General features: G+C 42.3%; 24 protein-coding genes and 1 other RNA gene. 1 reads left to right on the top strand and 24 read right to left on the bottom strand.

The window, feature by feature from the left end; genetic code table 11:
• Positions 1 to 31 precede the first annotated feature (31 nt).
• Positions 32 to 1,369, top strand: a complete 1,338-nt coding sequence (locus J2T50_RS06215) for an MATE family efflux transporter (protein WP_253364794.1) — start codon at positions 32 to 34, stop codon at positions 1,367 to 1,369.
• Here J2T50_RS06215 and J2T50_RS06210 read toward each other — a convergent pair.
• The 24 genes from J2T50_RS06210 to ffs all read right to left on the bottom strand — a co-directional run bounded on the left by J2T50_RS06210 (position 1,366) and on the right by ffs (position 23,555).
• Positions 1,366 to 1,905 (bottom strand): 5-formyltetrahydrofolate cyclo-ligase, encoded by a 540-nt coding sequence (locus tag J2T50_RS06210; RefSeq protein ID WP_253364792.1) that lies wholly within the window; start codon positions 1,903 to 1,905, stop codon positions 1,366 to 1,368. The two genes, J2T50_RS06215 and J2T50_RS06210, sit on opposite strands and share 4 nt — an antisense overlap.
• Position 1,906: 1 nt before the next feature.
• Complete coding sequence (locus tag J2T50_RS06205; RefSeq protein ID WP_253364790.1) at positions 1,907 to 3,037, bottom strand: N-acetyldiaminopimelate deacetylase; 1,131 nt, start codon at positions 3,035 to 3,037, stop codon at positions 1,907 to 1,909.
• Positions 3,038 to 3,089: 52 nt separating this feature from the next.
• Positions 3,090 to 3,788, bottom strand: coding sequence for a 2,3,4,5-tetrahydropyridine-2,6-dicarboxylate N-acetyltransferase (dapD, locus tag J2T50_RS06200; protein WP_253364788.1), 699 nt, complete (start codon positions 3,786 to 3,788; stop codon positions 3,090 to 3,092).
• A 108-nt stretch (positions 3,789 to 3,896) separates the two neighbouring features.
• Complete coding sequence (locus J2T50_RS06195) at positions 3,897 to 4,229, bottom strand: hypothetical protein (protein ID WP_253364786.1); 333 nt, start codon at positions 4,227 to 4,229, stop codon at positions 3,897 to 3,899.
• Between the two features lie 15 nt (positions 4,230 to 4,244).
• On the bottom strand, positions 4,245 to 4,718 hold the full coding sequence (locus J2T50_RS06190) for a hypothetical protein (RefSeq protein ID WP_253364784.1): 474 nt from the start codon (positions 4,716 to 4,718) through the stop codon (positions 4,245 to 4,247).
• 119 nt (positions 4,719 to 4,837) lie between these two features.
• On the bottom strand, positions 4,838 to 5,917 hold the full coding sequence (locus J2T50_RS06185; RefSeq protein WP_253364782.1) for a beta-N-acetylhexosaminidase: 1,080 nt from the start codon (positions 5,915 to 5,917) through the stop codon (positions 4,838 to 4,840).
• Positions 5,918 to 6,054: 137 nt separating this feature from the next.
• The gene (tkt, locus tag J2T50_RS06180; RefSeq protein WP_253364780.1) at positions 6,055 to 8,025 is read right to left on the bottom strand and encodes a transketolase; all 1,971 of its coding nucleotides are present in this window, start codon (positions 8,023 to 8,025) and stop codon (positions 6,055 to 6,057) included.
• A gap of 108 nt (positions 8,026 to 8,133) precedes the next feature.
• A complete protein-coding gene (gene ulaG / locus J2T50_RS06175; protein WP_253364778.1) occupies positions 8,134 to 9,225 on the bottom strand; it encodes an L-ascorbate 6-phosphate lactonase in 1,092 nt (363 codons plus the stop codon).
• Between the two features lie 159 nt (positions 9,226 to 9,384).
• Positions 9,385 to 11,049 carry a BglG family transcription antiterminator gene (locus tag J2T50_RS06170; protein WP_253364776.1) on the bottom strand — a complete coding sequence of 555 codons (1,665 nt, stop codon included), beginning with the start codon at positions 11,047 to 11,049 and terminating at the stop codon, positions 9,385 to 9,387.
• Between the two features lie 175 nt (positions 11,050 to 11,224).
• Positions 11,225 to 11,941 carry an L-ribulose-5-phosphate 4-epimerase gene (locus J2T50_RS06165; protein ID WP_253364774.1) on the bottom strand — a complete coding sequence of 239 codons (717 nt, stop codon included), beginning with the start codon at positions 11,939 to 11,941 and terminating at the stop codon, positions 11,225 to 11,227.
• Positions 11,941 to 12,804: an L-ribulose-5-phosphate 3-epimerase gene (locus J2T50_RS06160; RefSeq protein ID WP_253364772.1), complete on the bottom strand. Its 864-nt coding sequence runs from the start codon at positions 12,802 to 12,804 to the stop codon at positions 11,941 to 11,943. Before J2T50_RS06160 ends, J2T50_RS06165 begins: the two co-directional genes overlap by 1 nt.
• A gap of 5 nt (positions 12,805 to 12,809) precedes the next feature.
• Positions 12,810 to 13,475, bottom strand: a complete 666-nt coding sequence (locus J2T50_RS06155; RefSeq protein WP_253364770.1) for a 3-keto-L-gulonate-6-phosphate decarboxylase UlaD — start codon at positions 13,473 to 13,475, stop codon at positions 12,810 to 12,812.
• A gap of 38 nt (positions 13,476 to 13,513) precedes the next feature.
• A complete protein-coding gene (locus J2T50_RS06150) occupies positions 13,514 to 13,999 on the bottom strand; it encodes a PTS sugar transporter subunit IIA (protein WP_253364768.1) in 486 nt (161 codons plus the stop codon).
• Positions 14,000 to 14,072: 73 nt separating this feature from the next.
• Positions 14,073 to 14,351 (bottom strand): PTS sugar transporter subunit IIB, encoded by a 279-nt coding sequence (locus tag J2T50_RS06145; RefSeq protein WP_253364766.1) that lies wholly within the window; start codon positions 14,349 to 14,351, stop codon positions 14,073 to 14,075.
• A gap of 31 nt (positions 14,352 to 14,382) precedes the next feature.
• Complete coding sequence (locus tag J2T50_RS06140) at positions 14,383 to 15,816, bottom strand: PTS sugar transporter subunit IIC (protein WP_253364764.1); 1,434 nt, start codon at positions 15,814 to 15,816, stop codon at positions 14,383 to 14,385.
• Between the two features lie 212 nt (positions 15,817 to 16,028).
• Positions 16,029 to 16,709 carry a fructose-6-phosphate aldolase gene (locus J2T50_RS06135; RefSeq protein ID WP_253364762.1) on the bottom strand — a complete coding sequence of 227 codons (681 nt, stop codon included), beginning with the start codon at positions 16,707 to 16,709 and terminating at the stop codon, positions 16,029 to 16,031.
• 9 nt (positions 16,710 to 16,718) lie between these two features.
• Entirely contained in the window at positions 16,719 to 17,084 is a 366-nt protein-coding gene (locus tag J2T50_RS06130) for a PTS glucitol/sorbitol transporter subunit IIA (RefSeq protein WP_253364760.1), read from the bottom strand.
• Between the two features lie 32 nt (positions 17,085 to 17,116).
• The gene (gene srlE / locus J2T50_RS06125) at positions 17,117 to 18,103 is read right to left on the bottom strand and encodes a PTS glucitol/sorbitol transporter subunit IIB (protein WP_253364758.1); all 987 of its coding nucleotides are present in this window, start codon (positions 18,101 to 18,103) and stop codon (positions 17,117 to 17,119) included.
• Between the two features lie 21 nt (positions 18,104 to 18,124).
• On the bottom strand, positions 18,125 to 18,667 hold the full coding sequence (srlA, locus tag J2T50_RS06120; RefSeq protein WP_253364756.1) for a PTS glucitol/sorbitol transporter subunit IIC: 543 nt from the start codon (positions 18,665 to 18,667) through the stop codon (positions 18,125 to 18,127).
• Between the two features lie 12 nt (positions 18,668 to 18,679).
• The gene (locus J2T50_RS06115; RefSeq protein WP_253364754.1) at positions 18,680 to 19,159 is read right to left on the bottom strand and encodes a transcriptional regulator GutM; all 480 of its coding nucleotides are present in this window, start codon (positions 19,157 to 19,159) and stop codon (positions 18,680 to 18,682) included.
• Between the two features lie 9 nt (positions 19,160 to 19,168).
• Complete coding sequence (locus J2T50_RS06110) at positions 19,169 to 21,010, bottom strand: HTH domain-containing protein (protein ID WP_253364752.1); 1,842 nt, start codon at positions 21,008 to 21,010, stop codon at positions 19,169 to 19,171.
• A gap of 12 nt (positions 21,011 to 21,022) precedes the next feature.
• On the bottom strand, positions 21,023 to 21,823 hold the full coding sequence (locus J2T50_RS06105; protein ID WP_253364750.1) for an SDR family oxidoreductase: 801 nt from the start codon (positions 21,821 to 21,823) through the stop codon (positions 21,023 to 21,025).
• Positions 21,824 to 22,022: 199 nt separating this feature from the next.
• On the bottom strand, positions 22,023 to 23,372 hold the full coding sequence (locus J2T50_RS06100) for a glucose-6-phosphate isomerase (protein ID WP_253364748.1): 1,350 nt from the start codon (positions 23,370 to 23,372) through the stop codon (positions 22,023 to 22,025).
• Positions 23,373 to 23,469: 97 nt separating this feature from the next.
• An RNA gene (ffs, locus tag J2T50_RS06095) (signal recognition particle sRNA small type) lies at positions 23,470 to 23,555 on the bottom strand.
• Positions 23,556 to 24,005: the final 450 nt, after the last annotated feature.

Genomic DNA, 24,005 nt, shown 5'->3' with positions numbered 1-24,005 from the left:
GATATAATGACGGTTGAAAAAGGAGAAAAACGTGCACGATTTAACTAAAGGAAATCCTCTACGAGTCATATTAGCTTTTACCATCCCGCTGCTAATCGGTAGCTTTTTTCAGTTGGCCTACAACTTCGCCGATAGTATGATTGTCGGGCACACACTTGGTCAGACATCTTTTGCGGCTGTCGGAGCAACGGGCAGTCTAACCTTCTTGATTATTGGTTTTGCTCAAGGGCTAACTTCGGGATTGTGTATTGTCACCTCCCAAAAATTTGGTGCAGGTGATGAGGCTGGGATCCGTTCTAGTTTTGTGCATGGCTTGTTCTATTCCATTCTAGTCAGCCTTGTCCTGACGGTACTCTCCTTGATATGGTTGAAGCCTCTCCTGGTCCTCATGCAGACTCCTGACAAACTCATCGAGCATTCTCATCGTTTCTTGCTAGCTATTTTTGGTGGAATGGTCTTTACGATTTTGTTTAACTACCTCTCTAGCGCTGTGCGGGCTTTGGGCAATTCAAAAACGCCCTTAGTCGCTCTGGTCATCGCTTGCTGCATCAATGTTGCCTTGGACTTTATCTTCATCCTCAACTTTCATATGGGTGTCTTTGGGGCAGGCTTAGCAACTGTGATTGCTCAGATTTTCTCGGTAGTTTACTTGTTGGTCTATATTCATTTTCGGGTGCCCTATTTCCAAGTAAAAATGAGCGATTTATATCTGGATAGGGACAACCTCAAGCACCATGCTAGACTAGGATTTCCCATGGCTTTTCAAGCAAGTATCATCGCTCTTGGCTCCATTACACTGCAGGTCACTCTCAATAAACTGGGGACAGATGCCGTTGCAGCGCAAGCCATTGCCAGTAAAACCGACCAACTTGCCATGCTCCCTATGATCAACCTAGGGCTGGCAATCTCTACTTTCAGTGCCCAGAATTATGGCGCTAAAAAATACCAGCGCATCCTCGACGGACTCAAGAAGACCCTGCTCATCAATATTATCTGGGCTATCTTCTTTGCTATTATACTGGTGGTCTTTAACCGCTTCTTCTCCAATCTTTTCTTATCCGATGGCAATCCTGCGGTCTTCCACCTGGCCTTGGTCTACTATGTTATCAACGGCTCTTGTTATTGGATTCTGGCCATTCTCTTCATCCTACGTAGTTTTATTCAGGGGTTGGGATATGGATTTGTGCCAACCTTGGCTGGGTTTATGGAATTAATTATGCGGGCTGGCGTCGCTATTATTGGGTTGATTTACTTCGGCTTCAATGGTGTTGCAGCTGCGAATCCTGCCGCTTGGATTGGAAGTGTGCTCGTACTCATTCCAAGTACGTTGATTTTAAGAAAAAAATTACAAAAAGAAGCCCTTCATTAGGCTTCTTTTTTAGGTGTTAAAACAGTCTGAACTGCTATATCAAATGATTCTGCCTCAAATGCCTGGACTTGAAAATCGTAGATGGTACTGACTGTTTTCCCCTGGAAATCAGCTAGATAACGATCATAAAATCCGCCGCCATATCCGATACGAAAGCCAGCATCGTTCCATGCCAATCCTGGCACATGAATCAAGTCAATAGCTGACTTTTCCACAATCTCCCCTGAAATCGGCTCAGGTACTCCAAATGCAGAAGTCTGAATCGCTCCAGCATCATAGACCATAAAAATCATTTTCCGTCCCGGCAAGACCTTGGGAACGACCACTCGTTTTCCATCTGCTAAGGCTTGGGCAATCAAGTGTTGGGTGTTAAACTCAAGCTCTGTGGACAAGTAGGTTGCTATCGTTTTGGCTGTTTGATAGGCAGAAATATGAGTAAAGTGTTGCAAGAGTAACTCATCTCGACGATTTTTCCCTTCTTTTTCCTGCTTTTTCAGAAAAGATAGCATCTGCGCTCGAAGCTCTTTTTTCTCCATCTCAACCCGCTTTCTTCTTCAAAAATGCTCCGATATGCTCAACGCCAAAGGCAAGGGCTGCCTCATCTGGGCTCATCATGGGATGGTGAAGAGCGTATGGAGTATCAATTCCTAACCAAAACATAACGCCAGGCACTTTATTCAAAAGATAACCAAAATCCTCTCCCGTCATAGCCGGTAGGCAGTCAATCAAATTGACACCATTCTGCTCTGCAAAGAAAGTCATCAGGTCAGCTGCCAAGGCTAGATTATTCTCCACAGGTAGATAGCCTCCCTGCTTGAGCTCCACATCCACCTGCATGTCAAATGCGGCCGCAACACCATGAGCAATCGTCCGTACACGGTCCTGTATGAGCAGACTCATGTCCTGCGTCAAGCTACGAATGGTTCCGTGCAAGAAAGCTTCATCTGCGATGACATTGTTGGTCGTACCAGCTCTCATGGCGCCAAAGGTCACAACCCCACCTTGGATGGGATCTACATTGCGGCTTACGACCGTCTGTACTTGAGTCACAAAATGCGCTGCAGCAACCAGAGCATCATTGGCCATATGAGGAAAGGCCGCATGTCCACCTTTTCCTTTAAAGGTAATCTTCATCTCACAGGTTCCCGCAAAAAGTGTTCCTGTATTGGTCGCAATATCGCCCACCTTCAAATCTGGTCGCACATGAAGGCCATAAAATTCATCCGGCAACCAGTCGCCAAAGGCGCTGTCTTCATACATGAGCATACCACCTGCTTCATTTTCCTCAGCAGGCTGAAAGAGAAAGAGAACATTTTCCTTGGGTTGCTTCTGCACCAGTTCATTGAGCAAACCGAGCGCAACCGTCATGTGCATATCATGACCACAGGCATGCATCCGCCCTTCATGGGTACTGGCAAAGGCTAAACCCGTCTGCTCCACAATAGGCAAGCCATCAATATCTGTCCGCCAGCCAATAGTTTTTTCTGGATTTGACCCCTTTACGAAAACCAAAATTCCTGTTCGCCAAGTCCGCTTTTCCACAAAATCCTTACCTACTGTTATGTCAGCAATATGTTCTAACAAGTAAGCCTGTGTCTTAAACTCCTCAAGCCCAATTTCAGGAATTTGATGCAAGTCCCGACGAATCTTTATCAAATCTAGTGTCATTCTCTATCCTTTCGAAGAAAAGCCTGTGTCACCACAAGCTTTTTCTAATTGATTACAAATTACGGAGAGCGTCTTCCAAGGCTGTTTTTTGTTGTGTTTGCGCATCAATTTCCTTGATAATACGAGCTGGCACACCAGCCACAACCACATTTTCAGGGACGTCTTGAGTTACAATCGCGCCAGCCGCTACGACTGATCCGCTGCCAACCTGAACGCCTTCAATAACAACGGCATTGGCTCCCACCAAGACATTGTCGCCGATGCGCACCGGCTCAGCTGATGCAGGCTCAATCACACCTGCAAGTACAGCTCCCGCACCGATGTGGCTATTTTTCCCAACTGTGGCACGACCTCCAAGGATAGCACCCATATCAATCATCGTACCCTCCCCAATTTCAGCGCCAATGTTGATCACAGCACCCATCATGATAACAGCATTGTCACCGATGGTCACTTGGTCTCGGATAATGGCACCTGGCTCAATACGCGCATTAATCGCACGTTTATCAAGCAAGGGCACAGCAGAATTGCGGCCATCTTGCTCTACGACATAGTCCTTGTTTTCAGTCAAGTTAGCAAGCAAAGGCTGGATGTCTTTCCAATCACCAAACAGAACATTTCCAAGCTTAGTCACTGTTTCAGGCACGGCCGCAGCCAAGTCTCCCTCAAAAGTCACCTTGACAGTCGTTTTCTTCACAGCATTACCGATAAAAGCAATAATTTCTTGCGCAGTCATTTTTTGTGCAGTCATACATTTCCCTCTTTCAAAGATTTTACCTTTTTAGTATATCAAAAATTCAGAAAATTTGGAAATTTGATATTAAAAAAAGATTTCTGGATCCAGAAATCTTTTTTTAAATTAATTTTTTGCAAATTTTTTCAACGTTCTTAAATAGAGAGAACCACCAATAATTGCTAAAATTCCGCCAATCCATCCAAGAAAAGGAGTCAAAGAAACTGCTCCCCCAACAATCAAAAGAACGCTCGGAGCCGCTCCAACTCTCTCATCTCCTTTATAGTAGGCAATTCCAACTATCCCCAATACTAAAAGTGCGATTTTCACAATGTATACAAAAGTGGTCATCACTCCAGTTGCAGCAACTCCTAAAATAAACCAAATTCCAAACAGAAGGAAAATTCCTCCAACTAAACCTAAAATTCCGTTTGCCAATGCTAATGTTTTTGTTTTCAATTTATTTTCTCCTTACTATTGTAGTGATGCAGCAATGGTATCTACAGTTTGTTTTAAATTATCTCTATAATCTTTCAAAAACTTAACCAAAGTATCTTTGCCAATAATTTTTGTGTCCTTAATGGATTCATACTGTGCTTTTTGTTGTTCAAAAGCTGCTTGGTTTTCTTGCTTCATTTTTTCAATGGTTGCTCCGCCATCATCCAGAGCAGTTCCCGCAATGGTATTCCCATAATTTGTATAATACTCATCTAAAATTTTCTGATACATATCTAGATAATTACTATAAGTAACCATACTCTCAATGGTAGCATCTGATGTATCTGCTGCAACGAAGTTAGACTCAACTTTTTCAGAAGATACTTCTGAACTTGCAGAACTCGAACTCAAAGAAGCTGCTGCATCTTTTAATTTCGATGATGTGGTCGAACAGGCCGTTAATGCAGTGATAGCCAGCACTGACATAAAGGCTAATTTGATTCTTTTCATAAAAATCTCCTTTTATATAAAACTATTCCCATTTATTATATATATAATTTGTCAAGCGTTTTCTTTATTGATATGAAGCCATTCCCACCAAAAAAGTAGGCATTTCTACCTACTTTTCTCTATTTTTCGAAGTTCCGGGCAAAGTCTTCCATGAGTTCTAGGATAATGGCTTCCTGGTATTCTTTTTCAGGTTGGTCACTCCATACGGCAAACATTGCACCCCACTGAGGAATTTCCCCCGGTTCCTGACTTGGTAGTTGGTCAAGTGGCACTTGAGCCACCCCTGCCTTGGTTTGCGCGACATGATAGAAACCATCTTCTTCTACCAAACGACCTAAAACGTGGTACCATTTGTCACTTGTATTGAGAAGGACGTGGCCTCGCTGGTGTAACAGGGCTGGCTTCGCAACGTCATAGCCTTCCCAGCCGCTTGTCCAGTAAGAAATCATGACATCCTTATCTAGAGGATAGGTTGTGTCACCTGCAAAATAGAAACCATCATTGAAGACAATCGGTGTCATGCCGAATGATTTTACCAAGCTGGCTAGGTCATTCACATAGGCGATAAAGTTTTTGTACTCCCCAGCTTGTTGGAGGGCGGAAAATCCATTGGTAATGCCTTTAGCGGCAGCCGCTTCAACATACAGGTCATTTGCGAACTCATCCGCACCAATGGTAAAATAATCTGACTTATCTCTAAAGTAGACCAAGTATTTACTGAGCAATTCTTTTACAAAAGCGCAGGCTACTTCATTGTCCAAATCTAGCGTCTGCCTGGATGTCATGTCGCCATAATGGTGGCGTGGACTCTCAACACCTAAGTGCTCCATAGCTGTCAACATGGCATTCATGTGCCCTGGTGAATTGATAGCTGGAATGAAACCCAGACCCAACTCGGCCGCTTGATGAATCAGACTTGTCAATTCTCCCTCTGTCAAATACCGACCATTGTCTTCTGCATAATAGCATTCGTTACCAATACGGATGGCTTCAACTACTGCATCATGAGGATAGGATTGCCCTGCTACTTCAAGGGACATATCGTCAAGAACAAAGCGTAGGCCTTCATTTCCCAACAAGAGATGAATATCCGTGTAGCCAAGCTGGGCAGCTTTTGCTACTAGAGTTTTCAACTCTTCTAGTGAGAAATATTTTCGACCTGCATCCAGTGAAAAAATGCGTCTACCTGTCGCTGTCATAAGAACCTCCGAAATTCTCGTTTTTTCTGTATTATAAACTGCAATCAGCTAGAAAGCCCTCCACATTCTTTATTAACTACTCTACAAAACATAGAGAAAACTGACCTCAAACGAAGTCAGTTTTTTGTGTTCTTTTCTTACAAGCTATTGACCACGTTCACAACATTTTCTACTGTGAAGCCGTAGTTTTCGATAACTGTCGCTGCTGGAGCTGATGCACCAAACTTGTCGATACCGATGACTTGTCCATCAAGACCGACATATTTGTACCAGCTTTGTGTTGCAGCCATTTCAATCGCTACACGGCGGCGAACTGCATTTGGCAATACTTCTTCTTTGTAAGCTGCATCTTGTGCATCAAAGAGTTCAGTAGATGGTACAGAAACCACGCGCACTTTTGTGCCAGCTGCTTCCAATTCTTTAGCTGCTGCAACAGCAAGGTTGACCTCTGAACCTGAAGCAAGAAGGAGCGTATCAAAGCCAGGAGTTTCATAAACAACGTAAGCGCCTTTGGCAACTTTATCAAAGTCTGTACCTTCTTCTACAGTCAAGTTTTGACGTGTCAAGACAAGAGCAGTCGGAGTTGTTGTGCTTGTCAATGCTAGGTACCAAGCCGCTTGTGTTTCACGCGCATCTGCTGGGCGGATAACGTTCAAGTTCGGCATAGCACGAAGTCCAGCCAAGTGCTCGATTGGCTCATGAGTTGGGCCATCTTCACCAACGGCGATAGAGTCATGTGTGAAGACATATGTCACTGGAAGACCTTGTAAAGCTGATAAACGAATCGCTGCTTTTACGTAGTCTGAGAAGACGAAGAATGTACCACCGTAAACACGAAGTCCACCGTGAGCAGCCATACCATTCAAAATAGTACCCATGGCAAACTCGCGTACACCAAATTGAATATTGCGGTTCAGTGGGTTTGCTGCATCTTGCAAGCCGTCTGCTTTGATGTAGGTCATATTTGAATGAGCCAAGTCTGCAGAACCTCCAAGGAAGTTTGGCATCACATCTGCAGCTACGTTCAAGGCATCTTGTGATGAATTACGAGTTGCTTGTGAGAAACCTGCTTCCAAAGCTGGGAAGTCTTCTGGTTTGATAGCAACCGGGTCTTTACCTGACAAGATAGCTGTTACTTCTTCTGCCAATTCTGGGAAGGCCGCCTTGTAGTCTGCAACTAATGTTTCCCAAGCAGCGTAGCTTTCTGCACCACGGTCTGTCACATTTTCTTTGAAATCTGCATATACTTCTGCAGGTACTTCAAATGGCGCATAGTCCCAACCAAGATTTGCACGAGTTGCTGTTGCTTCTTCAGCACCAAGAGGAGCGCCGTGTGAAGCATTTGAGCCTGCTTTTGCTGGTGAACCATAACCGATAACTGTTTTCACTTCAATCAAGCTTGGTTTGCCAGCAACTTTTGCTTCTTCGATAGCTGCATGAATAGCATCAACATCTGTACCGTCTTCTACCAAAGCTGTGTGCCAGCCGTATGCATCGTAACGTGCACGGACATTTTCTGTGAAGGCGTCTTTTGTTTCACCGTCCAAACAGATGTTATTTGAATCGTAAAGCACGACCAATTTGTCCAGTTTTTGCAAACCTGCATAAGAAGCTGCTTCTGAAGAAACACCTTCCATCAAGTCGCCATCGCCACAGATAACATAGGTGTAATGGTCAAAGAGGTTGTAGCCTTCTTTATTGTATTTTGCAGCAAGAAAACGTTCTGCCTGTGCAAAACCAACTGCTGTCGAAATCCCTTGTCCAAGAGGACCTGTCGTCGCATCAACACCTGCTGTATGACCAAATTCTGGGTGACCTGGTGTTTTTGAACCCCATTGACGGAAGTTTTTGATCTCATCCATGCTCACATCCGCAAAGCCAGACAAGTGCAAGAGTGCGTAAAGCAACATTGAACCATGACCTGCTGATAGGACAAAGCGATCGCGGTTAATCCAGTTTGGTTGCGCTGGATTGATGCGCATGTGTTTAGTAAAGAGGCTGTAAGCCATTGGCGCAGCACCCATTACAATTCCTGGGTGACCTGATTTTGATTTTTCAATTGCATCGATTCCAAGGAAACGAATCGCATTTACAGAAAGAATTGACATAAGTTCCTCCTAATTTTAAGATAGCTCTATTATACCATAAAGCGTTTTCTAATGTGATATTTTATAAAATGGAAACCTAGGACTTTTGCCCTAGGTTCACATGATAGATTACAAAAGTGATTTGAATTGAATATCTGAATCTTCTAAGAAGTAGTCATCAAATCCACGTGGGTGGTGGTATTCAATGCGGTCTTTATCAAGCGGATAAGTGTACTTGCCGCCCACTTCCCAGATGAATGGATGGAATTTGTATTGCAGGCGTTCTTTGCGCATTTTCCATAGTTCAATGATTTCATCTGTTGATGCCATGAAGTTTGACCAGATGTCGTAGTGAACTGGGATGATGACTTCTGCACCGAGATTTTCAGCCATCCGAAGAAGGTCAATAGATGTCATCTTGTCTTGGATACCGATTGGGTTGTCACCGTAGTTATTGATAGCAACGTCAATCTTGAAGTCACGACCGTGTTTTGCAAAGTAGTTTGAGAAGTGTGAATCTGCACCGTGGTAAATCGTCCCACCAGGTGTTTCAAAGACGTAGTTAACAGCCTTAGATGCCATGAGTTCGTCTGTCACTGGAAGACCTTTCAAGCTATTGCCATTTTCTTCGTAACCTTCAATTGGAAGGGTTACAAGACAGGTACGGTCAAAAGATTCGAGAGCTGTAATTTTAATGTCTTTAAATTCAAAACTGTCGCCTGGTTTGACCACTTGAATGCGGTCTTCTGGCACGCCCCAGCCTTTCCAAATTTCTGCACAGCCGCTTGGTCCGACAAATTTTACATGGTTCAGTTTTGGATTGTTGAGAATGGCAGCTGATGTTGAGATGTCCATGTGGTCAGAGTGAACGTGTGACACGAGATAGTAGTCCAGTTCATTGATGGCAAATGGATCAATGACCATTGGTTGCACACGAAGGTTTGGTTGGAGTTTACGAACACCTGCCATATTCGCCATTTGATGTCCCCAAATCATGTCTTTGACTTTTTTTGTTGCTTTCCCACGGTTAGCCCAAAGGTCCATAACCACGTTGGCACCGCCAGGTGTTTTAATCCAAACACCACAGTTGCCTAGCCACCACATAGCAAAGTTGCCTTCTGGCACCACTTCTTCTTCGATTTCTTCATTGAGCCAAGTTCCCCATTCTGGAAACGTTGAGAGAATCCATGATTCACGTGTAATTTCTTGTACTTTACCCATCAGACTATCCTCCTGATAATTGTTTTTGATGTTTCTTATATGATAAGTATAGCGCTGATAGCCCTTTCAAAAAAGACCAAGAAGTACACAGTCAAGTGTTCAAAAGTGGACCTTCTGGCACTAAAAATACCCAGTTGGCTACCAACTGAGTTCCAAAATTTATGACTCATGAACCGCTTCAAGCAGCAATTCACGATGAATTAATTGTTCAATTTTCGAGCGAAGAACGTAAGCAGATTTGTCATCTTTGACATAGTGCTTGATGTAGCGATCTAGTTGCTGACGCAAATCCTGATGATTGTCTCGACCTTGTTGGCGAACAAAACGGAGCAATCTCACCGTGTCCGCATCCGTCAATATCGGATGCACAACCAATGTCGGCTGCTTTGCATCCAAGGCATCCGTCGTTGAAATCAGCAAGTCAGCTGTGATTAAGTCACGCACGCTGTTAAACTGCTCGGTCGTAAAAACCGCTTCAATCGTTTGCTTTGGCAAGTACCGTTGACACTGCTTTAGAAGTAGTTTTTGAATAGCAATCCCCTCATCACAGACGATAATGAGTCGCTGTGCCTTTGGGCAATACTCACTCCGTCTCAACTCCCCGCCCAGATGGATGGTCAGATAGGCAATATCATCATCACTCAAACGGATAAACCAAGCCTCTTCCAACACCTCTGAACAAGCCTTGGTCATTTCAAAAAGCTCGGTGTATTTTTCCTTAATATGGTCCGTCAAAGGATTACTTGATAAAATACCGTACGTTTTCCGATACAGAAGCGCCTTGCAATGGGTCAATAATTGATGCAGTAACTCCGAACGGTGTTCAAATACCAAGCCATATCGTGCAGTTAATTCGTCTAAAAAGACCCCCAACATCAAGCGCATTTCATCATAATCACGACTCTCCAAGTGGCTGTCTTTTTCCTTACGAAATGACAAAAGCAACATCGCAATGATAGAGACCTCAATCTCATCCAGCTCAAAGTCAAACGAATCACTCAAACTCGCCCTTAACTGCTGGGCAATCTCGTATTCTTTCCTCTGTAGAATTAAATTAAAGTCACGTAAATAGGCAGCTTTTAAGTCCTCATCCAAAGCCATATTACGGTAACTAAGCAGGATATACGGGAGGCTAAATTGCATAAATGCCTTGTCCTGCTGACCAATCTTCTTCCCCCATTGGCTCTGAGCCTGAGTTAGAAAATTACTGATAAAATCCACTAACTCTCTCGAAAAATACGATTCGATGGCTACAAATTCTTCCATTTTCCTCTGGAAAAAATCCCAAAAATGATCACTTCGTTGCCAATAAATCGTATTGAGCAAATAATACAGACTTTGGAATTTTGTCAGAGGGTGCCCTTCTAAAAGGTAGCCACTTGATTTTGTGGCAATCAGCTGGAGTTGGTAGGATTCTTCCGTCAGGCGATCTCGGATGAGGCTGAGGTCATGAAGTGTGGTGTTGCGCGATACATCGGTCAACTGCATGAGCTTGTCGATGGTCACGCGCTCCATTGAAACCGCGATATAGGTCTGCATCAACTGCAAACGCTCATCGATATTCATGACATAGGAGTAATCATCCACTTCGGCCAAGAGGTGCCTACAGGCTTCCTTTTGTGGCTCATCTAAAACAACGCCCACACGAGGATAGGCTATGATTTGTGCCACATCTTTTGGAAGTGCGTCATTCACTTTATCTAAATGATAGTAAATCTTCCGACGTGATTGCCCTAAAGCTTGGGATATAGTCATAACCGTCTCTGGAGACTCTAACTTAAGCAAATACAGCAAGAGCTCGTGACTTTTTTTATCCAATAACATCTGTGCACTCCTTTCTTTAACCCTCTGCTACAAAGGTTATTATTTCAATGACAATTTTTTAGACTGTAGTCTTATTCTACCATATTTAGCACTTGTTGTGAGCGCTATCCTTTACAGGTAAAAAGAGGCTGGAACATTACCAGCTTCTTTTTGATTATGCATTGGACTAGTGTACTCAGTGTGCATCACCCTTTTGTCCATAATAGGCATTTGGCCCGTGTTTACGGAGATAGTGCTTGTCCATGATGTATTTTGGCGCTGGCTCAACACGTGGATTGATTTGCTCGGTGAAGCGGTTCATCTTAGCCACTTCTTCAAGCACCACTGAGTGATAAACTGCCTGCGCTGGGTCTTTGCCCCAAGTGAATGGTCCGTGATTGCGAACGACAATACCTGGCACTGCCATTGGGTCTAAGCCACGACGGGCGAATTCTTCGATGATAACTGCTCCTGTCTCTTTTTCATAAGCAGAGTTGACTTCATCTTCGCTCAAGCTACGCGCACATGGTACTGGTCCATAAAAATAGTCCGCATGCGTTGTCCCATAAAATGGAATGTCACGCCCTGCTTGTGCCCAACCCACCGCTTCAGTTGAGTGAGTATGCACGATACCTCCAACCTCTGACCAAACCTTGTAAAGCTGCACGTGTGTTGGTAAATCGGATGACGGATTGAGGTCCCCTTCAATGACATTCCCATCAAGGTCTGTCACTACCATATTTTCAGGAGTCAACTTGTCATAGTCAACGCCACTTGGCTTAATAACAATGCGTCCGAGTTCACGGCAAATTTCAGAGACATTGCCCCAGGTGAATTTGACCAAACCATGTTCTGGTAAGGATTTATTGGCTGCACAGACGCGCTCGCGCATTTCTTGTAAATCTTTTGGCATTAGCGTAACCCCGCTTTCTCGATGAGTGGGTAGAGATAGGCTTGCGCTTCTTGGATGGCAGCTCTTGTCTCTTCCACTGTTTCACAATTTTCAGACCACATTTCAATCAAGAATGGTCCTTTGTAATTGGTCTTTTTGATGACCCCAAACATGTTTTCCCAGTCTACACAGCCCTGACCAAATGGCACGTCTCGGAACTGACCTTTTGAGGTTTCCGTGACCGCATAAGTGTCCTTGAGGTGAAGGGCTGCAATGGAGCGGTGTCCATTGTAAAACTCACTCCAAATATCATTGTGCCAAGCTGAGACATTGCCCGTATCTGGGTAAACGAAAAGATAAGGAGAATCAATTTCTTTTTCGACTGCCAGGTACTTCTCAATAGAATTGATAAAGGGATCATCCATGATTTCAATCGACAACATGACTTGTGCTTCTTCAGCCCAGTCGCAAGCGGTACGTAAATTTTTAATAAAGCGAGCACGTGTTTCAGGTGATTTTTCTTCGTAGTAGACGTCATAGCCAGCTAGCTGGATCGTGCGGACACCCAAGTCTTGCGCTAACTCAATGCATTTTTTCATCAAGTCAAGCGAGGTTACCTCCACCTCAGGATCGTTTGACCCTAGTGGATAACGACGGTGCCCTGAAAAGCAAATGGTTGGAATGCGAACACCTGTCTCGTAAATGGCTTTGACAACTTCCAAACGCTCAGCTTTTGTCCAGTCGAGACGAGCGAGGCGAGCATCTGATTCATCAACCGACATTTCAACAAAGTCAAATCCTAACTCTTTTGCAAAATTAAGGCGTTCAAGCCAGCTGAAGTGCTTCGGCGTCGCCTTTTCATAAATACCAATTGGTCGTGTCATAGACCTCACCCCCAGATACGTCTGATTTCGTCTTTAAAGTCACGAGCAGCTTGGGCTGGATTTTCAGCTTCTGTGATGCCACGTCCTGCGATAAAGGTAAAGACATCTACACCTTCAAAGAGTTTCAAGGTATCCACATCAAGACCACCTGTGACAGACACACGGAAGCCCATGTCAACCAATTTTTTCACCTTAGTCAAGTCTTTTTCACCCCAAGTTTCGCCTGCAAGTAGGGCATCACGTGATTGGTGGTAGATGGCTTGTGAGATACCTGCGTCAAGCCATTGTTGAGCTTGTTCGTAAGTCCAGTCGCCATAGAGTTCCACTTGGATTTCTCCCTTTTCGCCACGTTCTTCCTTGATGGCTTTTAGGGCTGCTTTCATAGTTGGAATAGTCGCTGAGCAGATACACGTCATCCAGTCTGCACCACGTTTGGCATTGTTTTTGGCAACTGTTCCTCCAGCATCAGCACACTTAGTGTCTGCCACGATGATTTTTTCAGGGAAAAGGCTGCGCAAGACTTCAACGAGTTCTGAGCCAACTTGAAGCAAGCAAACGGTGCCTGCCTCAATCACATCAACCTCTGCACCAACTGAAACAGCTGCTGTAATCGCCCCTTTCAAATCAGAATGGTCAAGGGCAACTTGTAAATTTGGAATGTGTTTTGTCATAGTATTATCCTCTCTTTATCTTGTCTTATCGTCTTTTGTTAGCTTTCCAAATCCATACCTTCTAAGAATGGACTTGATTTTGATTCTTCAACCATTGCCAGTACTTCTTCGGCTGTTTTGCAATTTACCAAACGCTCGATTGAATTTTCTAACTCGAACAAAGCCACGATTTGCGGAATGGCTACTGTCGTATGGATATCTGCCGATGTTGCTGCGAGGCAAAGCAAGACAGAAACTTCCTTGCCATCTGAGAAAGTCACAGGCTCAGTGAGGGTAATGAGTGAGAAAGCGTCACGATTGACCCCGACACCTGCTTGAGCATGTGGCATAGCCATGCCCGGCATCAAAATGTAGTACGGTCCGTATTCCTCAGTTGATGCGATGATGGCTTCGTAGTATTCTTCCGTAGCCGCACCGCTTTCAATCAAGGGTTCCACAGATTTATGAACCGCTTCTTGCCACGTCTTCGCAGACAAGCCCAGACGAATGGATTGATTGTCAATAAATGATGATTTGAGATTCATGGAAATTCTCCCTATTTATCTTCTAAAGAGAAGGTGCTCTCAATCGTCTTGAAAGCACCCACTTGTTATTCGCTTACAAAACTGCTTGCAATTTTGTTTTGATTTCATTGTCATCCATCAAGTTGTCAAGACCAACAAGATGACCTTTTGTACGACCAGCCAATTCATGGATGAGGTGATTTGACGCAATCACGATATCATATCCTACTGCGAGACCTTTTGCTTCACCTACTGAGCAAGACGCAGATTGGATATCTGTCACACCGAGTTCACGAAGGGCTTTTTCAACTTTCATTTTAATGACCATCGATGAGCCCATGCCATTTCCACATGCTGTAAGAACTTTAACCATTGTGTTTTCCTCCTATAAAGAAATCTTCCATTTATTGTGCTTCACCACGATAGTAAGCTTCTTTGTCTTTTGCTTTTGCAAATTGCAATTGTGGGATTGCAAGCAAGAAGACACAGACAATCACGTAACCAGCAATTCCTAGGTATTTGAATAAGTAGCCAAATGGCAACCAAGGAATTTCAAAGTCGATATTTCCATGGTAACCACCAGTCAAGCTCAGCAAACCAACTGCAACTGCACCAAGCGCTACTTGAATAACACCTGAAATGAAGGACAGACTTGCTGCAGCTTTCCAACCACCGCGTTTGTCAGCGTAAACTGCAATGGCTGCATTGTCGAAGAATACTGGAACGAAACCAGTGATGATCAAAATTGGATTTTTGAAAATAACGAGAAGTGCGATCGTAATCAATTGACCGATCAAACCAAAAGCAAATCCTGAAAGTACTGCATTTGAAGAACCAAAGCCGTATGAAGCTGCAACGTCAACCGCTGGGAATGAACCAGGGAGCAATTTGTTTGAAATACCTTGGAAGGCATTTGTCAATTCAGCAACGAACATACGTACACCTTGCATCAAGATAAACAAGTAAACTGAGAATGTAAGTGATGTTTGTAGGATATACATGAAGAATGCTTGTTTTGCTGGGTTAAAGGCACCAGCACCAATGAGTTCTGCATTGGACATGATTTCTGGGCCAAGGACAGCAAGGATACCACCAAAGAAGACAAGCATCAATGTTGCAGAAGCAACGACTGTATCGTGGAAAATGCCCAAGAATGTTGGCAATTTCAAGTTGTCCAAGTTATCTTCTTCTTTACCGAAGAATGGTGCAACCTTGTCGACAAACCAGATAGCAAATTGTTGTTGGTGTCCAATGGCAAATCCACCGCCACCAGTCAAGCGTTGGGTTGGTTCAACAGTCATATTTGAGCTGACAGCCCAGTAAAGACCACAGATGATACCAACTGCCCAAGCGCCGAAGGCATTTTGAAAGGCTGGAATCAAAAGCAAGACAAATACTGAAATAGTTGCTGCTTGTTGAACCATGATGTGACCAGTGATGAAAAGAGTCCGTACTTTCGTCACTTTGCGAAGAGCAACGAGCAGGATATTGACACCAAAACCAATCAGCAAAGCTGTTGTCGCCACACTGATGAAGCCCATGGTTTCCAATTTCGCATTGGCAGCTGCCAAACCAAAGTAAGGGTCGATAACGGCTGCTTCCAAGCTAAATTTCTTAGCCAGGGCAACGAGGATTGGACGGAATGTCGTTACCAAACCACCGGCACCAACGTTCAAAATTAAATAACCAACAGTGGCCTTGATGAAGCCTGCAAACACTTCATGAAATGGCTTTTTCAGGAGAAGGTATCCTATTAAAACCAAGAGACCAACGAAGAAGGCTGGGTTCTGCAAGATATTTTGCGAGAACCAATTTAGGGGAGCTAGGAATAAATCCATGATAACTACCTCTTTTCTTTTATTTGTTTTCTATAGGTTCATTATAGTTTTTGTAAGCGTTTTAAAAAAGACCAATAAGTACACACCCAAGTGTGCAAAACTAGACTTTTCATTTTCACCTATAATAAAATGGCTTGGAAAACGCAAAAGAAAAAGGCTAGGTCAGTTAGACCTTGCCTTTTCTGGTTGGATATTTCCATTGGAAATCCAATTTATTTTAACAACATGTTAGCTCCGCCGCCGTAGACAGACTCCCAATCCGATTGAAAATCTACTACCGCCTTTTGAACCGCAGGAGTCTCGACAGCATTCCACAACAACTCTGGATTGACCGTAACACAATGCCCACCCAATGTTAAAGTGTGATTAACTTGCGCTATATTTTTATAGCTCGCTCCTAAAATTTTTGTCACAACTTTTCTATCTCGAATATATTCTACAATAGCTGTCATCGTATCTGTCATGTCACTATTCAGATTTTCCATACGATTGTAGTAAGGAGCGATATAATCCGCACCAGCCTCAATAGCTAGAAAAGCTTGTATTTTTGAATAAATTGCTGTCGCCGTAACTCCAACACCTCTATTTTTGAGAGTCTTTATTACTTTTAAACCCTCTGTTGTCACCGGAACTTTAATAAAAACTGTCGCATCTATTTCCTTTAAAATACAATCGGCTTCTTCTAGCATTGTATCCGCATCTGTCCCAACAACTTGTACATGAAGCGTTTTTTCTGGTCCAATAATTTTTCGAATTTCTCTTAGATGAGTATAGGTGTCAACCTTTCCCACCTTTTTCAAAATAGATGGATTTGTTGTTACACCTTCAATCGGAAAAATTTCTTGATATCGTTGAATGTCTGCAAGATTTGCACTATCTAATAGAAAGGCCATATTCCCTCCTTATGCAACTATTTGGATAAGGCTTCCTTCTTTTAATTGCGGTAATGTTTCTGCCTGGATGTGAAGAGTCCCTGGCAGACTGCCTTCTTCACTACCATCTAGAGAAACTGTAATATGCCCTAAATTAGCAAGATTCGTTTCTACCAAATTCCCAACTGCTGTGATAGGATAGGCAACACCATCTACCAACAATTTCCCACCGATTTGAATTTCTCCAGCAAGATTTTTATTGTCAATGGTGAAACAATACTCTGCCAAATCAACCGGGGCACCTGCACCAAAAAGAATAAACATATTTGCCTCAGAGAGCATCCCTTCAGCCTCTGGACCAATACCTACAATATGTGTCTCAAATAATGTTGTCATTACAATTCCCTTCTCTGTTTTCTCCTTCTATTTTAACTATACATACCAAAACTTGCAATCCATGCTACGATAACACGAGGAACACCGTTCAAGAAACGTGAGTAAAGCACAGATGGCACACCAACTTCTACTGTTTCAGCTTCTGCTTCTGACAAACCAAGCGCCACCGGAATAAAGTCACAACCGTTTTGTGTATTGATGGCAAACAAAGCTGGTAATGCCATTTGTGGTGGAATGTGACCTTTACCAATTTCAACACCAATCAAGGTACCAATAATTTGAGAAATGACTGCACCAGGACCTAAGAGAGGTGACAGAAATGGTAGTGAACAAATAAAACCAATAATCACTAATCCCCAGACATTTCCTGTCAGTGGAACCATTAATTTCGCAATCCAATTTCCGACACCAGAACCATTGATGATCCCAATCAGCAACGATACAAAAGCCATGAATGGCAAAATAGTATTCAACATAGTTTGGATTGCATCACGTGCAGCCTGATTAAAGATGGCTACAACCTTACCAGCTCCCATACCGATACGTGCTACAAAGCTTGTTTCTGCACGTTGCTCTGTAATTTTCTTGCTAGTATCATAAGTCGCTTGTTTTGGAGTTGAAACTTTTTCGACTGCTACTCCTGTTTCAGTTGCTGGTGTAATTTGATCAACCCCAACAGCAGATACATAGATTTCTTCAGTGATGTACTGAGCTAATGGACCGCTTTTTCCTGTCGCAACAATATTGATAGTTGGAATACCTTTTTTAGGATAAATTCCACAGCGAAGGGTTCCACCACAATCTACAATTGCTAAAGCAATTTCTTCATCCGGAATAGAAGTTTTAAAGCCATTTACAGCTTCCATACCTGTCAATTCTACAATTTTATCCACAATCTCTGGTTTTTCACCACCACCTGTGATATAGATAAATTTATGTTTTTCTTCTGTTGGTGTAATGACTAAGGGACCACCAAAACCGCCACTACCTTTAACAACTTTAATGCTATTATATGCCATTTTCTTATCCTCTTTCTCTTATTAGCTCAACGTTTTGCTCAATGTAACGCCTTGTTGTTTACATACCCAGGCAGTTGTAAAGTCAGTTACCCAACCACCCACAGCATTCATCACAAGACCAACCAACATATAACGAATCGCCAAATCCATTGTACTTAGACCGAGTGTTTCAAGACCAGAAGCGATTCCCAACCAAACAAATAATTCACCTGGATTGATATGAGGGAATACACCGTTTGAAGTGTGACAGAATTGCATTTGAGCTGCAACAAAACTTGGTTTGTAGTACTCTGGCAAGAAGCGTCCCATACTGATGGCCATTGGATTTCCAAGCATAAAGGCTGAAATGAATGGAAGAATCATGTACCGACTCACTGGATTTTTAGCAGATGCTTCTGCTAATTTATTAACCTTTTCTTCTCCTAAAAGTGCAATCAGTGCATTCATTGCTACCAAAAGCATCAGTACAACTGGTACAATTCCAGTCATCCAACTAATGAAAGTCTCGCCCCCTGATTGGAACAATTTCATGAAACCTTCTGCAAATTTTGTAATGTAGTTCATAATCAAACTCCTTTATTTATGATTAAATTGTAGTTTAAACCGTGTTTTTAAGAGCTGCCATTGGCTAGTTACATCCAATAATGGTGCAGATTTAGGAACTTCTTTGTAGTTTCCTGCTTCCACACGTAGATAGAGCTCACGCGCATCCTCTATCGCGATTTGTAGTAATTTATTTTCCTTACGTACCAGAGGGTTGTATGTGTCAAAGTAATGAATATCTTGTCCAACATAATCAGGCATGGGTTTAAATTGAGCTAAGACAGTTACTCCCTGCATCTTACGTGCATCTAACACCATCCCGTTAGCATCCACAGCGAACATGACAATCGTCCCTGATTTAATTTTTCCAGCTCGACGTCCAATCGCAACACACCCTTTCTTTCGTAATTCTGAGTAGGTCTTATTGAAATTCTTCAATTGCTGTAACCCCAATATAATTTGCAAAACATAGGCTACAATTACAACTGCCCCGAATATATAAATACTATTCATATTGTCCTCCTAGTCCATCTCCCTGATACTCTGCAAAGCAGTCATAAATGGAAAACCCAACCGTTCTTTAATTTGTGATTTCTGTTCTAAACGAAATGTATTATCAAATATTTGATAGAGTAAATCTTGGTGCTCTTCGCTCAATTCTTCTGGAATTAGTAATAAAATAAAATCTGTAATCTCTTGACCATGAATGGTCATCAAAGAAACTTCATCATTTTCTGGTACTAATAATGTAATTTGTGAAAGACCGCTGACTGTTAAATGTGGAAAAGCGAAGCCATTGTCAGAAATTGCTGAGTGCTTTTTCTCTTTTGCAATCAACTTATGAACCGCTTCTGGCATCAAAAATCCCTTATCTACCAATGTGTCCAACAAAGTTTGTAAATTGACTTCGTAAGATGCTTCTTTTATAAAATCAACCGTCAATACCTGACCATATAATTGAATTTTTCGAGCCAACACCATCCTCTCGATACTTTCACGCTCTGCTTGATTTTCTTTCGTTACCCACGTCAAGGATAAAAAAGATTGAAATAGCTCTTGACTGCAAAGTAAATTATCCGTAAAAATCAGATCATACCGTTTTTCTAACTCTTCATACGGTTGATGATTCGTAAATTCAAGAAAATCCAATTGAACATCTCTGCCGAACAAACGAACTATCTCTTGTTCCACAAGTTGGTTAAATGAAAGTCCTGCTTGAGTAATGACTGCAATCCGTGAAATCAAAGGTTTACTATTTCTAGCTAGTAGCAAATCCATCCATACAGCCAAAAGAACACTTTCTTTTTCTGAAATGCGCATGTGAAGGGCTGCTCCCAATTGTTGTAGAAAAAACTGAGCAACAACTGTCGAAAATGAAGATCGCATCAACTGTTCACGAAGCCCTACTTCTGAAAATTCCCATTGCATGGTACTTCGATTTAACAAATAAATCAGATGTTGCTCCAGTAATTGAGCGCTTTCGTTAACTGCCAACTGAATTCCAAATTCTTCAACCGTTCGTCGCAAGGTATCCTGTACAACTTCCATAACATCCGAACGATGAATTTCTGCAGGTAACAAACCAATCTGCATCGGAAAAGTTAAAAAATCTTTTTCAGCTTCTGTGATCGAACGCTGCCAATAATATTCCAAAATTTCGTAGAATATTGTCGGTAAATCCAACTGATTTTGTCTTGTAAACCACTTAAGTTGTTCTAGGTCCACTGGCTTATCTTTGCGTATCCAGGTGATTTTCATGGTATATAAAAAGCTTTTTTGTACATCCAAAGGAAGATTCTTACTTAAAACAAAGTCACGATAAGTCTCATTAACTTCGCTTGGCAATTCAATGTCGTCTTCAACATAATCCATCACTTCATACAGATAGAGCAATCGTTTTGACAGTTCTGCACCATCTAGGCGAATTCCAATCCCCGTTTTAGAAGTCAATGCTAATCCATACCTCTCCAAAACGAGCTTCATTTTGGCCATATCTCGACTGAGGCTTCTTCGGCTGATCCCTAGTTGATCTGCTATATCATCTGCAGAAATATAACCATCAACTGCAAGTAAGGTTTTAAAGAAAATAGCTTGTCTTTTATGAAATGAATTTAAATCTGTTGACAGCAATAATTGTTCTGATATCAGCAAGCGAAACGCCTCTGAATCATAGATAAATAACGAAAGTTGTTCTCCCTTTTCCTGTATAGAAAAAATGTGACCATAGCTATAGAGTAAACTCTCTACCAACAATTTAATTGATCGTTTAGAAAGTTGAAGTCTAGAGCTTATCTTCTCGTAATGTACATGTGGATGAGAAGACAAATAATATAGTAATTCTTTTTTGTTTCGTTCTAGACTCATAGTTCTCCATTTCTAGCCTCTTGTCTTACCTCCTGCCACATTAGTCGTTACCCCAGTAATATAGCTTGCCCGGTCTGACAAATAATAGCAAACCAAGTCAGCAACTTCGCTCAAACGCCCACTGCGTCCCAATGGAATGGTGCTAGTATTACTGTAACCTGCGCGGAGTTCTTCAACTGTTTTACCACGTGTGTATGCGAGGGCACTCTCGTATGCGGGAGTACGTAATCCTGTCGCTTCCATAATGCCCGGAGCAATACCTACTACTCGAATTTGATGCTTGGCTAGTTCCTTGGCCCAAGACCGTGTCAATGAATAAACAGCACCTTTTGTGGCTGCATAGATACTTTGTCCTTCGCTACCTTCAAGTCCTGCTTCCGAAGCCATGTTGATAATAACTCCTTCTTTTTTAGCAACCAAAATGCGCGCTACCGCTTGCGATACGAAGAACAGACCCTTGATATTGATTCCCACCATCTTATCAAACTTGGCCTCATCTAACTCATAAGTTCCTTGTGGCTGGGCTGCATCTACTAGTAAGCTTGGGAGGTTAATCCCTGCATTGTTCACTAGACCATCAATCGTGCCAAAACGCTCAATTACCCTATCAACTGAATCCTGAACCGCTAAAGCACTTGACACATCCGTCTCTACAAATAACAAATTTTCATCTTGAAAATCTGAGTCTCGAATATCGAAATTTGCAACTTTAGCTCCTTGTTCTAATAAGCTCTGAACAATAGCAAGACCAATTCCCGAGCTACCTCCCGTCACAACATAGACCTTGTCACGGATTCCTAACCAATCTGACATACGCTTTCCTCCTAATGTCTTTTTCAACATTATTATAGAATGAAAGCGATTAATACTTAAGGACATTATTTTTTTCGCTTTTAAAAAGATATGTCCTTAACTCGTAAATTATCATACATAACAAGTATATCAAAGCAATTTACCCGATTCAATACAAAAAAATCCCCAGTCATTCGACTGGAGATTTCGGTTTTATCGGTTACAAACGTGCATTCAATTCTGCTGCAAGTTCTTCAAATCCTGGTTTGCCAAGAAGGGCAAACATGTTTTTCTTGTAAGCTTCTACACCTGGTTGGTCAAATGGGTTAACACCGTTGAGGTAACCTGAAAGACCGATAGCCAATTCGAAGAAGTAAATCACATAACCAAGAGTGTACTCGTCTTGTTGTGGAAGTGTCACAAACATATTTGGCACGCCACCGTCTGTGTGAGCAAGGAGAACGCCGTCTGTTGCTTTTTTGTTTACAAAGTCAACGTCTTTACCTTGGAGGTAACCAAGGCCATCCAAGTCTGCTTCTTCAGTTGGGATTGTGATGTTCTTGCGTGGTTTTTCTACACGAACAACTGTTTCAAACATGTTGCGGTAGCCTTCTTGGATAAATTGTCCAAGTGAGTGCAAGTCTGTTGAAAAGTTTGCTGAAGTTGGATAGATACCTTTTTGGTCTTTACCTTCTGACTCACCTGCCAATTGTTTCCACCATTCTGAGAAGTATTGGAGAGATGGCTCATAGTTAGCAAGAACTTCTGTCACATACCCTTTTCTGTAAAGGATGTTACGAACAACTGCATATTGGTAAGATTCATTTTCTGAAATCTTGTTTGATGAATAGTGCTTACGAGCGTCATTAGCACCTTCCATCAATTTTGTAATATCAGCGCCAGAAGCTGCGATTGGCAAAAGACCTACAGCTGTCAATACTGTAAAGCGTCCACCTACGCTATCTGGAACAACAAATGTTTCCCAACCGTTAGCATCTGCTTCAACTTTTACAGCACCTTTTACGCGGTCAGTTGTCGCATAGATACGTTTGTTCGCTTCTTCTTTACCGTATTTTTCAACCAAAAGTTCTTTGAAGACACGGAAAGCAATAGCTGGCTCAGTAGTCGTACCTGATTTAGAGATAACGTTAACTGAGAAGTCTTTGTCTTTTACATATTCTACGAGGTCTGCAAGGTAGTTTGAAGAAATTGAATTTCCTGCGTAAAGAATTTGTGGTGCTTTGCGCTCTTCAGCAGTTTGCAAGTTCACAAATGATGTGTTTAAGAAGTCAATTGCCGCACGCGCGCCAAGGTATGAACCACCGATACCAATGACCACCAAGACTTGGCTGTCTGATTGGATTTTCTTAGCTGCTTCTTGGATACGAGCAAACTCTTCCTTGTCGTAATTTTCAGGAAGGTCGAGCCAACCCAACATTTCTGCTCCTTGTCCTGTACCTTCACGCAAAGCTGCATCTGCTGCTGTTACGTGCATTTGTAGGTAGTCTAGCTCATGTGGTGCTACAAATTGGTCCAAGACCTTTGAGTAGTCAAATTTAATATGTGCCATAGTAATCCTCCATTTTTGAATCTATTCTATGATACCGCTTTACAAGCGATTTTTCAAGTAGTTTGTTAACTTTTACACATTTTCAAGAAATTTTCATAAAGCAAAAGAGCACACACCTGACATCGCTTAGGGCTGCTGGATTCCTCCCCTGACCCGCTTCACGCGCAAATGTTGCTCCAAAGAGTATTATACCACAAATCTCAGTTTATGCAAGTTCGGTACCTGCTCATTGTTAATAATAATATACAACTCTATCTAGTAAGTAAGAAGGCAACATCTACCAATCAAGAAGTAACTAATCAAAAACATTGCCGTTGATAACAGCTCTGAGTTTGCATCTTTGAGTGAACTTGACAATATCCAACATCCTTACACTAGACGAAACATCAAAGCGTTATCATTCTGATTACCAATGAAACCAAAAACGATGGTTAAAGTAACCGCCAAAACGATTAGAGACAATTACTAATCCATAGCACTGAAAACACTATAAAACAAATCTAAGAAATCATTAAACAAGAATACTTCACAAGCGGGGGATACCCAGTCAATACAAATCTAAAGGTATCATGAACTTGTCAACGGATTCCTCAGAGAATTTATCTCTAAGGAGAAACTACTGACGCTCATTAC

This window comes from Streptococcus gallinaceus, from assembly GCF_024170225.1.
Lineage (GTDB): Bacteria > Bacillota > Bacilli > Lactobacillales > Streptococcaceae > Streptococcus > Streptococcus gallinaceus.
This window is presented reverse-complemented; position numbering and strand designations above follow the sequence as displayed.